General features: G+C 37.7%; 12 protein-coding genes and 1 pseudogene. 6 read left to right on the top strand and 7 right to left on the bottom strand.

The annotated features are described in order from the left end of the window. Window positions 1–413 precede the first annotated feature (413 nt). The 4 genes from CA730_RS15095 to CA730_RS15080 all read right to left on the bottom strand — a co-directional run bounded on the left by CA730_RS15095 (window position 414) and on the right by CA730_RS15080 (window position 5,288). On the bottom strand, window positions 414–2,702 hold the full coding sequence (locus CA730_RS15095) for a helix-hairpin-helix domain-containing protein (RefSeq protein ID WP_096668488.1): 2,289 nt from the start codon (window positions 2,700–2,702) through the stop codon (window positions 414–416). A gap of 16 nt (window positions 2,703–2,718) precedes the next feature. Then, window positions 2,719–3,711 (bottom strand): zinc-dependent alcohol dehydrogenase family protein, encoded by a 993-nt coding sequence (locus tag CA730_RS15090; RefSeq protein ID WP_096668486.1) that lies wholly within the window; start codon window positions 3,709–3,711, stop codon window positions 2,719–2,721. A 112-nt stretch (window positions 3,712–3,823) separates the two neighbouring features. Further along, window positions 3,824–4,456, bottom strand: coding sequence for an ExbD/TolR family protein (locus CA730_RS15085; protein ID WP_096668484.1), 633 nt, complete (start codon window positions 4,454–4,456; stop codon window positions 3,824–3,826). Continuing rightward, on the bottom strand, window positions 4,446–5,288 hold the full coding sequence (locus CA730_RS15080) for a MotA/TolQ/ExbB proton channel family protein (protein ID WP_096668482.1): 843 nt from the start codon (window positions 5,286–5,288) through the stop codon (window positions 4,446–4,448). The genes CA730_RS15085 and CA730_RS15080 overlap by 11 nt, the downstream gene beginning before the upstream one ends. A gap of 188 nt (window positions 5,289–5,476) precedes the next feature. Here CA730_RS15080 and CA730_RS15075 point away from each other — a divergent pair, with 188 nt between their 5' ends. Next, window positions 5,477–5,791, top strand: a complete 315-nt coding sequence (locus CA730_RS15075; RefSeq protein ID WP_096668480.1) for a YkvA family protein — start codon at window positions 5,477–5,479, stop codon at window positions 5,789–5,791. A 122-nt stretch (window positions 5,792–5,913) separates the two neighbouring features. Here CA730_RS15075 and CA730_RS15070 read toward each other — a convergent pair whose 3' ends face one another. Then, entirely contained in the window at window positions 5,914–6,471 is a 558-nt protein-coding gene (locus CA730_RS15070) for a Uma2 family endonuclease (protein WP_096668478.1), read from the bottom strand. Window positions 6,472–6,940: 469 nt separating this feature from the next. On the opposite strand from CA730_RS15070, the gene CA730_RS24460 reads away from it, so the two are divergent. From CA730_RS24460 to CA730_RS24455, 3 genes are read left to right on the top strand one after another with little or no spacing between them, the layout of a single operon-like run. After that, window positions 6,941–7,126, top strand: coding sequence for a hypothetical protein (locus CA730_RS24460; protein ID WP_157749988.1), 186 nt, complete (start codon window positions 6,941–6,943; stop codon window positions 7,124–7,126). Between the two features lie 22 nt (window positions 7,127–7,148). Further along, on the top strand, window positions 7,149–7,343 hold the full coding sequence (locus tag CA730_RS15065) for a hypothetical protein (protein WP_096668476.1): 195 nt from the start codon (window positions 7,149–7,151) through the stop codon (window positions 7,341–7,343). Between the two features lie 51 nt (window positions 7,344–7,394). After that, on the top strand, window positions 7,395–7,562 hold the full coding sequence (locus CA730_RS24455; RefSeq protein ID WP_157749987.1) for a hypothetical protein: 168 nt from the start codon (window positions 7,395–7,397) through the stop codon (window positions 7,560–7,562). An 83-nt stretch (window positions 7,563–7,645) separates the two neighbouring features. On the opposite strand, the gene gndA is transcribed toward CA730_RS24455, so the two are convergent. Next, window positions 7,646–9,076 (bottom strand): NADP-dependent phosphogluconate dehydrogenase, encoded by a 1,431-nt coding sequence (gndA, locus tag CA730_RS15060; protein ID WP_096668474.1) that lies wholly within the window; start codon window positions 9,074–9,076, stop codon window positions 7,646–7,648. A gap of 275 nt (window positions 9,077–9,351) precedes the next feature. On the opposite strand from gndA, the pseudogene CA730_RS15055 reads away from it, so the two are divergent. Both CA730_RS15055 and CA730_RS26470 read left to right on the top strand, forming a co-directional pair. Further along, window positions 9,352–9,627 (top strand): annotated as a pseudogene (locus CA730_RS15055) (helix-turn-helix domain-containing protein); the annotation flags it as partial. Between the two features lie 24 nt (window positions 9,628–9,651). Beyond that, entirely contained in the window at window positions 9,652–10,575 is a 924-nt protein-coding gene (locus tag CA730_RS26470; protein ID WP_096668472.1) for a Ycf66 family protein, read from the top strand. 52 nt (window positions 10,576–10,627) lie between these two features. On the opposite strand, the gene CA730_RS15045 is transcribed toward CA730_RS26470, so the two are convergent. After that, complete coding sequence (locus tag CA730_RS15045; protein ID WP_096668470.1) at window positions 10,628–11,722, bottom strand: phosphotransacetylase family protein; 1,095 nt, start codon at window positions 11,720–11,722, stop codon at window positions 10,628–10,630. Window positions 11,723–11,872 lie beyond the last annotated feature (150 nt).

Raw genomic sequence — 11,872 nt, 5'->3', positions numbered from 1 at the left:
TCGTGATCAAGAATATGCAAAATCATAATAACTCCGCTCCAATATTATTGGAAACAGTCTTACAACGCATATTTTCCATTCGCACAATTACAAAACAAGATCAGCAGCTACTCATGTCTAGTACAGCACGGCGTAAATAAATCAACCATTCTTAATCGCCAAAAAGCTTGCCCAATATTGCTTTTGACTTTTGACTTTTGACGAACGCCTTGCGGTACTAGCCTATTATCAAAAGAAGGATTAGACGATCATGATCGTAAACAAATCGGTCATGTATTTGATGGGTTTAGTGGATTGATTAAAGCAGTAGATTAATTTTTGTTGCTACATAAATCAAGGAAAATATGTATAGTTATTTGCAATTCTTCTTCACAAAGATCCCTGGATTTTTCAACAAATTAGGGATCTTTAATTTATTTGAGATAAATTAATAAATTTAACCCAGGAATCGTCCGCGAAAGAGTCCAGCCAGAGAGAATAATATAAAGTAATCCTAAACTCCACTGATACCAAGCCAAAATAGAAATAATTCCTGGTAAATGTTCATCACGTAACCGAATATCATTAAATCCTAATCTTACCAAATTATTCAAACTAAAATCATAATAATTCAGCCAATTCCAACGCCTATCCCATAATAGCGGCATATATCTTTCCCGAAAACTAGGATTTCTAGGAATCACGGGTAATCTCCCAATTAATAATCTTAGCTGTCTTAATGTTCCATCTTCTCGAAAATAAGAGATATCCATTAAATCATGATAACGTCCTTGTTTATAAAGTCGCCACAATAAAATCCCTGGTAGGGGAAAAATAATCATAAATAAACATAATAAAGTTAACCAAGGACTACCAGAATTCCGAAAAATTGCTAATAGACTACCAGATATTAAACCAATAAAACTAAATAATATACAAACAGTTTCATAATATCTAGGAATAATTGCTACAGGAGACAAACGACGACAACGATCAACTAACCAAAAGAATACACCAAAACAGGAAATAACTACACCACCCACACCAAATACTAACCAAAAATTTGTCCCATAACCACTTAACAACAATAATAAACTCAACAATAACCAATTTAAAGATTTAAGTACCCACCCACTCAAAACTAGAGGTTCAGTAGCAACAATTTTCTCACTTAACTGATTATATATGTCCAAATCCACATCAGGTAAAACTAGTAACTCGCTAATATTCCGAAAATGTTTGATTTGACGATATTGATTAATTTCCGCCGCTTGAGTTGGAGAGAAACCTAAATTTATTAACCTATTCACAGCAGCAGTATTAATATTGATAGCTACCAACTGATGACTTAATTCAATTAATCTTAACCGTTGTTTTGTATATTCCAACTGATTTGCATCACTAACCTGCTGTTGTAACCGAAAATTTTGACTTAAATTCCGCAAAATATTTTGATTACCTCGTAATGTTTGCACAATCAACTTTTTACCAATTTCGCCAACATTACCTAAAATTTTTGCTTGATTAGAATTAAAAACCAATCCAGAAACATTTAAAAAAGCGGTTGCTGCAAACTTGACATCACTAAAATCAGCTTGATTAAGAATACTTGCACTCTGCAAATCCACAGATTCATTAAACTCAGATTCTCTAAAAATTAGAGCTTGTTTAAAAATAGCATCTTTCATTAATAGAGATTGATGAAAATTCACCTGATTAAAATTAACTTGATTATTAAAAATAGCACTAGAAAAATCAGATTTTTTCTGCCAATAACTACTATTAAACCTAACTATTTGTTGAAATTTTCCTTGATTAAATTTTACATCCTCACAAAATACATCACCTTGAAAATCAGCAGCATCTAGAAACTTAATATTTTGGAAGTTGGCTTTTTCAAAGAAAATGCTACCTCGAAAACTACTCAGTGCGTGAAAAATAGTTCCATTGAAACTCACAGTTCTGCCAAATCTAGATTCATCCCAATTAGTAGGGTTTAAAAAATTTGCTCCTTGAACATTTACAGATTGGAGAAAGAACGTATTCGGGAATTTTACTTCCCCATTAAAACGACTTTCTACCATGATTAAAGCCCCACGAAATACAGCAATACTACTAGAATTATTAGGCTGATTATTCAACAAAGATTTACAATCTTTAGCATTAGGAAAAGCTCTTGCTAAAGATTGCAAACATATTGAACGTAAACTTTCTAACTGTTCCTGTTCTGTATGTGTGAAAATTTGGGCTATTCCTTGAGCATAAAGAGGAGTTCTTAAACCCAAATCACTGCCATAAAAATCACCTTCAATTACAGAATTACTCAAATCTAAACCCAAAGCCGTCGCCCCAGTTTTTTGTAATTCTTTTCTGAGTAATTGATAAAAATTATCCCGAAAAATAGCATTTTCTGGACGTAAATCAATCACCATTTTTCTTAAATCTACAGTTAAATTACCATCTCGTAAAATTGGTGTTTTAACTCGTTCTTGTAATAATTCCCAAGTTAGAGTTATGGGTTCATTGGGAACTGCAAAAGTAGAAACAGGAGATAAAAATATAGCAAATATACAAACAAACAATATTACTGCGGATTTAGATATGATGATTTTTCCTAATTCCGCAGATAATAAGTTTATTTTTTTAACTGTGTTTTTTATTTGCCAAAGTTGCGCAAAATCCCATCTTTGTAAATAGCTAAAGTGACAAAATAATCTCAACAAATTCCCTACTTAATGATTAATTCAATAAAACAACCTTACCCAGTACCGAACCAGTTTCCACTAAAGCGTGTGCTTTTGCTGCTAACGCTAAAGGGAAGGTCTGACTAACTTCAATTTTTAACTTCCCTGCATCTATCCAATTAGCACATTCTTGTAAAATCTCCCCATGATGTATTAACGATTCCACATTTCCTAACAATAAAGGTGTGAGCATTAATTCTAAACCAATGCGGAGATTTCTGTTTCTGGCAACTTTCCAAACAGTGTTAGCTTTTGGTTCTAGAATAGTCACAATATCGCCATAAAGTCGCACCGCAGGAAAAGATTTTTCCAAAGTATCCCCACCCACCGTATCAAAAACTAAATCTGCACCTTCACCATTAGTCCAATCTAATACAGATTCAACAAAATCAGTTTCTTTGTAAAAAATCACCTTGTCAGCACCAAGTTGAGTGACAAAATTAGCCTTTTCTTGTGAACTAACCGTAGTCGCTACTTCAGCACCTTTGAGTTTAGCCAATTGAATAGCCACATGACCAACACCACCCGCACCAGCATGAACTAATACCTTGTCTCCTGGTTCAAGTCTTCCCCGTTCATATAAAGCTTCCCAAGCAGTAATTAAAACCAGAGGTGCTGCTGCTGCTTCTGTAAAAGAAATAGATTTGGGTTTCAATGCCACACATCTTTCATCAACAATGATATATTCAGCATAATTGCCTGGACTTGCACCCAAACCACCATAGCAAAAATATACTTCATCACCAACGCCAAATTTTTGGACATCATTACCCACAGCTTCTACTATACCTGCACCATCACATCCTAAAATAGCTGGCATTTGTTCCGGGAAAAATGTCCCCCTTTGACGTATTTTAGTATCAATGGGATTAACACCAGCAGCAAAAATTTTGACTAAAATTTTTTTATTTGTGGGTATGGGTTGGGGAGCTTCCCGTAGTTGTAAAACTTCTGGTTTACCTAATGCGGTCATTAATATTGCTTTCATGATTTTTCTCCTAGATGCAATTTTCTAAGTTTACCTAAAAATATCCCCATAACTTCCTAATTGTTAAGGAAAATATGGGGAAAAAATATCGAAAGTTTCTCACAAAATGGTTTTAATTTTGAGGAGAAGAATTATTTGTTCCTGGTGTTACAGGTGTTTGAGGTAAAGTACCGGGATTAATTCCATTCCCAGGTGTGGGAAAAGAATTTGGGTTAATCGGTGGTAAAGACCTCAAATTTTCCGGTGAGTTAATTTCTGGGGTGGTGGGATTATTAGGTATGGGAGGAGTAGGAAAGTTGGGTGAATTTGTCACGGGTTGAGATGAACCGGGAATAATTCCCAAAGATACACGATTTCCTCCTACTTTTCTCAGCAAGTCTAAGGTTTGAATTACGTCGTTATAAGTAGCTGTCCGCGACGCATTCAATACTAAAATCCCGTCTGGATTTGTTTGGATGTATTGTTTTAAACGTGCTTCTAATTCCTCCCGTTTCACAGGTTCTTTTTCGATGTAAGTTAATCCAATAGCATCAATTGTTACAGGTAATATTTTGCTTTTGATTTGGGAATTAGCCGCAGAATTTTCGCCTGTACTAGCTTTGGGTAAGTCAACATTAATTGCTTGCTGACGGGTAAATTGTAAAGCTGCTAAGAGAAAGAATGTCAGAATACAAAAAACAACATCAATTAGGGGGATAATTTGAATCTGAAGGTCTTCACTGGGGGTGTCTAGCTTAACTTTCATGTTCTTGTTTTTCTCCAGAGTTCAAATTGGCATTATCACCCTTGTTATCGGGCGAATCTGCTAAATTTATAAGGTTTAACCCGTAATTATCAATTGGATCATTTGGCTCATTTTCTGGTTCTTGAATAAATGTTTTTGATTCTAACTGAGAAGATGAATCGAAATTTGTAGAGGTGCGTTTTGAGAATCTGTCTGTGTTAATTATTTTAGGTTCGGGAGGATATTGACGGTAAAGCAGTTCCAATTCATTGCCGGCTTTGTTGAAAATTTTAACTTGGTTAACAACAAAACTTTGAAATAGGCGGTAGAATACTAAACTGGCGATCGCTACTATTAACCCGGCTGCTGTACTAATTAACGATTCCCCAATCCCTGTGGTGACACCGGCTGTAGATTCAGTTCCCAAATCACCAATGCGAATTGCACCTAAAGAACGAATCAAACCTAAAACTGTCCCCAATAATCCTAACAGTGGTGAAAGGGCAATCACAGCTTCTAAAAGTTTTTCACCTCGACGCATTCCCGCTATCTCGTCGGCTGCGGTAGATTCTAGCGCTAATCTAAAGGTTTCTGGATCACTTTTCTGTAAGCTTAAAGGTGCGTATAAAAACCTGCCAACGGGCTGTTTTATAGATTGTTCAGCTATTGCTTCAGCGATTCCCCAATCCTCACCAGCAGCATCCAGAACCCGATTGACTATTTCTTTTTCCTGGGCAAGAATCCGTAACCAGAACCATAGACGTTCAAAAATCACACTTAGTGATAGGACTGATAAAACTAGCAAAGGCCACATAGCAGGCCCGCCCTTCTTAAACAAATCTAAAATATCCACTGTGTAGGTTTCCTCTCTCCATTCCGAGTAGTCAAGGCATTTTCATTTTAGAGAGTTTTGTATGACTCACAAACTTTTCTTATTAATTACTCAGGAGTAACATCTTCTATACACAATATGGCGGTTATTCCCACCGGGAGTTTAGATGATTATTTGCCAAAATAAAAAAATCACTGGAGGTTAAGAGTATGAACTTCTCAATTCAATCCCTTTATACATGGTATCGGAACACACTACGCAATCCTAAATACCGTTGGTGGATAATTATCGGCACTGTAGCCTATTTAATTAGCCCCTTAGATATCTCTCCAGATTTTATTCCTATTATTGGTCAAATTGACGATGTTTTACTGTTGAGTTTATTTGTTTCCGAAGTTTCTTCCTTAGTTCTTGATGGTTGGAAGGCAAAAAAAGGGACTGTAGAAAATAGTACCACCAATCCCGCTAATCATACCCCTGCCGCTGGCGAAACTGTGGATGTTGATTCTATCCCTGTTAAGTAGTATTTGTCTGTTGAGTTATTGTAGGTTGGGTTGACGCAAGGAAACCCAACACCATTTATCAGATTTATTGGTTCATACATCAAAATGGTACTTTGTCAATAAGCTTAGTAATTTTTGTATTTTTAAAATATTTCACTCACATTAATATGCACATCAGGAAAAGCTAAAATTGATAAAATCTCATTTTTTACTAACTTCTGTACATCTTGATAAACTCCCTGGAGAGGATTTCGATATACTTCTACAACTTCTTGATTAACATCTACTAACCAAACTTCAGGAATATTTGCTTCTGCATACAAAGGAATTTTCACTTCCCGATCATATTTTACAGTTGTATCGGCAACCTCTATTAACAAAAATATATCTTCTGGTTGGGGGTGTGAATTTCTATAAAAATCTGGACGTGGTTTTAATAATGCTATATCTGGTTGGGGTTCAGAAGTTTCATCTAATTCTACAGGATTCTGTACATTAATTAAAGCCCGTCCTCCTAATAGCAAAATTAGTAAGTTACTTAAAAATAGAACACAACCTGCGTGTCTTGTCCCAATAGGTGACATATCAATCATTTCCCCCCGAATTAATTCTAATCTATCATTTTCTGACAAAATACCAGATTCAGCCATTTGGTGAAATTGCTTAACTGTAAATTGGTGTCTGACTAATTGTAAAACCATTGTCACCTCTATTTGGATTTTAATTGAGATGGATAAAACTAGGGAATATATTAGCTATTTTACATTTTTATGTCTTAACTATATCATTTAAGTTGCTCAGAATATTCATACTCAGTTTACTATCTTGATAGTAAAGATAAAATCATTATACATAAGTGTTATGACAATCAATACCTTGTCCAAATTAGAAAAAGCCTTGATTTGTAGGTTGGGTTGTTCGCGTTAGCATTGCGGAGCAATTAGCATGAAACCCAACAAATGCGTTGGGTTGCGCTGTCGCTTAACCCAACCTACAGGAAATGGACAAGGTATTGACAATACTATCAAATTTAGTAATTCAGGATGCTAAGATCACAAAATACTTACTGGTGTATCAGCCTAAAAGTGATAAATCAGGATATTTGGCTTTAGCCGGATATAACCTATATAACTGGGAAGTTCTCAAGAGTGATATAATAAAATAAAAGCTGTGGAATGTCCTGAAATTGCAGATGTTACCCCAACTGGTTATGGAACTCAGTTTACTGTTAAAAGTCAGTGGCATGGTCCTAATGGCCGCTTACTTAGGGTTATCACTATCTGGCAACAGGATGGTTGTATTATTATAAATTGTATAAATTATCTCATCATAAAGAGCGATCGCACAATTATCTAAAGGAAGAGTGAAATATTTTCCTATGGTTCAAGAACTTGAAGCTTGGTTATTAGTTGATTATTTGGGTATATGCTGCTTTTTCACAAAAAATGCTGATCATCGAAATAATCAAGAATGGATAAAATTCGCTAATAGTAAACAACGTGGACAAACAGATTTGATAGCAGAAGCTGAATCAGGTGGAAATGGTGTCAAGGAATGTTTAGTAAAGTTATAACGCGAAATATTAATTAAGCATAATCCTAATCTCCAAGATAAACCCAAAAATTTGAAAGAACGGCAATATGAAGAAAGCCAATCATCTAAAATAGCAGCATATATTGAAATTAATAACCAGACTCTGAGAAAAAATAAATCATTGTTAGATTTTGCGAAATGTTTACAACAATTAGATATAGATGAGAATAAACAAGTATTTCTAGATGATATTAATTAGAAGGGCGGGGAAACCCCGCCCCTACAGTGAATTTTGCCGAAATTAACAACAAGAATTAACTTGAAAGCCTAACCAAAAGTGTCTTACTTCTGAGCTTCAGCAATGGGAACCCACTCGGTGTGGAAAGATCCTTCTTTGTCGGTACGTTTGTAGGTGTGAGCACCGAAATAGTCGCGTTGTGCTTGAGTTAAGTTTTGTGGCAAGCGATCGCGGCGGTAACTATCGAAGTAATCTAGAGAAGCACTAAAAGCAGGTACAGGAATACCCAACTTAGCCGCAGTCACAATTACTTCCCGCCAAGCAGCTTGTCTATCCAGAATTGTTTGCTTAAATTCAGGTGCTAACAACAAGTTAGGTAAAGCTGGATTTTCGTCAAATGCTTTCTTAATCTTATTCAAGAAGCCAGCCCGAATAATACAACCACCTTTCCAAATCCGCGCCATTTCGCCCAGATTTAATTCCCAATTGTAAGTTTTGGAAGCTGTAGATAACAGCGCCATACCTTGAGCATAAGAACAGATTTTGGAACAATAGAGAGCATCACGCACCATGTTCACAAAAGCCCCAATGTCGCCACCATACTTAGCATTTGGTCCAGTGATGACCTTAGAAGCAGCAATCCGTTCATCTCGAATTGAAGAGAGAATTCGAGCATTTACCGCTGCTGTAATTGTCGGAATCGCTACACCCAATTCTAAAGCAGTTTGTACAGTCCAACGACCAGTTCCCTTTTGACCGGCTGCGTCAACAATCAAGTCAACGAGAGGAATCTTGCTTTCTGGATCTACGTAGGGGAAAATATTGGCTGTAATCTCAATCAAAAATGAGTTGAGTTCGTCAGTTGTATTCCATTGAGCAAACACTTCGTGGAGTTGTGCTGCACTTAAACCAGCCACATTTTTCAGCAAATCGTAGGCTTCTGCAATTAATTGCATATCGCCGTACTCAATACCGTTGTGAACCATTTTTACATAGTGTCCAGAACCACCAGGACCAATGTAGGTTACACAAGGACCATCATCAACTTGAGCCGCGATTTTGTTGAAAATGGGGGATAGGTACTCATAGGAGCTTCTTGTTCCACCGGGCATGAGAGAAGGTCCATTTAAAGCTCCTTCTTCACCACCACTCACACCCATACCGATATAGCGTAAACCGATGGGTTCTAGTTCTTGAGTGCGTCTTTCGGTATCTTCAAACCAAGAGTTACCACCATCAATAATAATATCACCTTCTTGGAGTAAAGGCTTAAGCTGTTGAATTACCGCATCAACAGGCTTACCAGCTTGTACCATCACCAAAATTTTGCGGGGACGTTCCAATGAGGCGACAAATTGTTCGAGGCTAAAAGCGGCTCTAACGTTCCGTCCTGGGGCGCGGTGCGCCATGAAGGCATCGGTTTTTTCACGAGAGCGGTTGTAAACTGCAATTGGGAAGCCATTTCTTTCTACGTTAAGTGCGATGTTTTCGCCCATAACTGCTAATCCAATCACACCAAAGCTTTGTAGTGTCATAGTTCAGTTTAAATCTTTTGTTTGGGTTTGGCTCTTTCTCGTGCAGATCCTTTCTCTTTAAGGGTAGTCCGAGATTTTGGCTTCACTCCTAAAGAAGATATTAAGAGTTTTTGTAGAAGTGAAGAAATCATCACCCAGATCAATAATTGATTTTAGCTAAATCGCCGTAAGGGCAGAGAACATTTGAGGTTTTTCCAATATTATGTATTTGTATGACACTTTTATCAGGAATAATATATCCTGCTAAACTAGATATATCAAAGGAGGTGATTTAAGTGCTACACAAAGCGGTACTAGTCCGGTTATACCCATCTAAAGAACAGCAAATACTATTAGCCCAAACCTTTAGTTGCGCTCGTTGGTGGTGGAATTATGCTCTGAATAAATCTATTGAGACTTATAAAGAGACGGGTAAAGGACTTAGCCGTGCAGCACTCAACGCATTTCTCCCAACACTCAAAAAAGCTGAAGATACTGCATGGTTAGCTGATTGTTACAGTCAAGTTTTACAGGCGACAACACTAAATATCACTACAGCGTCTTTCTTTGAATTAAATAGCAAGGGGTATTAAAAAATGCTGGCTTATTTTCTAGCGTTGGTAGTTGCTGTTGGCAGTCTCGCCATTTATCTATCAGCTTTCTTGTTTCCAGAAATCCATCGCAAGAATGATTTTATCTGGAGTGGTGTTGGACTATTCTACGCTTTAGTGTTATGGATTTTTGCATCTCGAATTACTGGGGGGCTGTTACTAGGTCATGTAGCTAGTGTGGCAATGTTGGTATGGTTTGTGGCACAAACCCTTTCATTGCGGCGACAACTTGCCCCCGCAGGACAACAAACTCCTCTCCCCAGTCCTGAGCTAATTAAGGTGAGTTTTCAAGAACAAATGTCAAAGTTTTCTGTAAAAGAGAAATTTGGACAGTTATCAAGCTTTGTTGCTAGTGTGTTTGGTGGTGCTAAGGCGAAAATACAGCAGACTGTGAATAAAAAGCCTGTAATTAAAACTGCCGCAGAGATTTTGCAAACAAATGGAACTGAAGCAACGCCACCATCATTATTACCAGATGAGTCGGTAACTGCTACCCCAGCAATTACAACTGAAACTTCGTCTGAAGAGACTTTTGCTCAATCTTCTATGTTGGAGGTGGTAGAAGTAGCACCAACTCCACCCACTGTCATAAAGGAAGAACAGGTAATTCCACCAACAGCACCGGAAACTGTGGTAGAGATCACTCAAACTGAGGTGGTGATTTCCGAGTCGTCTATCACAGGAGAAACTGAAACTGTGGTAGAGATCACTCAAACTGAGGTGGTGATTGCCAGAGAAGAAACTAGCGAAATGGCAAGTGCGCCAGAAGTAAGTTCCCCAAATTCAGTGATATCGGAGTTATTGGCGGCAGAAGCAGCCGAAAAATCTGATCTGACTGTTGAGGAAGTTAAACCAGTTGGGGAAGCATTGCCAGAACAAATACCTTTAAATAAACCAGTTGAGGAGTAATTAAGGGGATTTACGCTGCTGATTCTGATAAATCAAGGGAATCTGGACAATTTTATGATAATGCTGCCGCTGGATTGAATCCCAATTGGGATAATAAGCGGTCAATATCAAAATGATCAGACATAAGAGAGCGAATGCACTCTATTTTAATTGGTTCATGGACGCGGACTTGACCAAAGGTGCGATCGATGATCTCTACTGTTGTGAGAGTGTCTAAATCCACTGATAAAATCGGGATTTCTAACTCTTCGGCCCGGTTGAGGATAAATGGAGGAGGTGGCAGTTGTCCAGTCAGGATGAGGCATTGGGTAGATGTTTCTAAGGCTGCTTGTTGAATTTCAACGCGATCGCCTCCTGTGACTACTGCCATGTTCTGACGTTTGCGGAAGTATTTGACGGCGGAGTTGACGTTCATCGCCCCAATTGCCAGACTTTCGACTAATAAATCTAGGCGATCGCTCCGACAAAGGACTTCCGCGTTTAACTGCTTGACTAATTCCCCGACGCTCACACTGCGGAGGATATCGCTTTTGGGTAATGTTGCGAGGACGGAAATCCCCTGTTTTTCTAAGAATGGGCGTAAGAGTGTATGAACTACCTCTAATTGTTCGTGAGGGACTTCGTTAATCACGACACCCATTAACCTTTCACCTAATTGCTGTTTAGCAAACAACAATGACTCAACAGAAGTCAGTGATTGATAACGACTAATTAAGAGTACAGGCGCATCTAATTTTTCTGCCAGTTCCAGCAAGGATAATCCAAATAAATTTCCTTCCGATAAGTTAGCCGGACCTTCTAACAGTACCAAATTACTCTTTGGTATTTGTGAATACTGATGTACTAGTAACTGTTGATAGTTATTTGTGTCTTCTCCCTGTAAGCGTTTCTGGACGGTAATTTCATCCAAAGATAATAAAGTGGGAGCAATGCGGTTGTCTGGCAGGTTAAGGTGATGAGTAATGAACTGGACATCTTCTTCAACTACTGTTCTGGCAGATGTCTTGACAAAATTACCCAAAGGTTTGCCATAAGCAATATCCAAACCTTTTTGTTTTAGCTGATGAGACAAACCTAAAACTGTTGCAGATTTGCCACTGTAAGCTTCAACTGATCCAACCAGCAAATATTTGGCAGGTGTTGGCACGTATGCACTCCTAATTTCAAAAGTTTGTACAACTCAGCTAGGTGTTTACTAATTTTAGTGCAATAGGCGGAAGGTGAATGGTTTTAACAATGCTAATTGTCTAAATTTTAAAAAATAAATGGGAATAAATCGAGTTGTTGTCAGCTTTAT

It is taken from the genome of Dolichospermum compactum NIES-806 (genome assembly GCF_002368115.1).
GTDB classification, from domain to species: domain Bacteria; phylum Cyanobacteriota; class Cyanobacteriia; order Cyanobacteriales; family Nostocaceae; genus Dolichospermum; species Dolichospermum compactum.
The sequence above is the reverse complement of the archived record's forward strand: the minus strand, read 5'-3'. Positions and strand labels throughout refer to the sequence as shown.

Excerpts from the sequence above, each read along its gene's own strand:
- CA730_RS15090 (WP_096668486.1), bottom strand. The coding sequence starts at position 3,711 with ATGAAAGCAATATTAATGACCGCATTAGGTAAACCAGAAGTTTTACAA.
- CA730_RS15085 (WP_096668484.1), bottom strand. The coding sequence starts at position 4,456 with ATGAAAGTTAAGCTAGACACCCCCAGTGAAGACCTTCAGATTCAAATT.
- CA730_RS15075 (WP_096668480.1), top strand. The coding sequence starts at position 5,477 with ATGAACTTCTCAATTCAATCCCTTTATACATGGTATCGGAACACACTA.
- CA730_RS15070 (WP_096668478.1), bottom strand. The coding sequence starts at position 6,471 with ATGGTTTTACAATTAGTCAGACACCAATTTACAGTTAAGCAATTTCAC.
- CA730_RS15065 (WP_096668476.1), top strand. The coding sequence starts at position 7,149 with ATGGTTCAAGAACTTGAAGCTTGGTTATTAGTTGATTATTTGGGTATA.
- gndA (WP_096668474.1), bottom strand. The coding sequence starts at position 9,076 with ATGACACTACAAAGCTTTGGTGTGATTGGATTAGCAGTTATGGGCGAA.
- CA730_RS26470 (WP_096668472.1), top strand. The coding sequence starts at position 9,652 with ATGCTGGCTTATTTTCTAGCGTTGGTAGTTGCTGTTGGCAGTCTCGCC.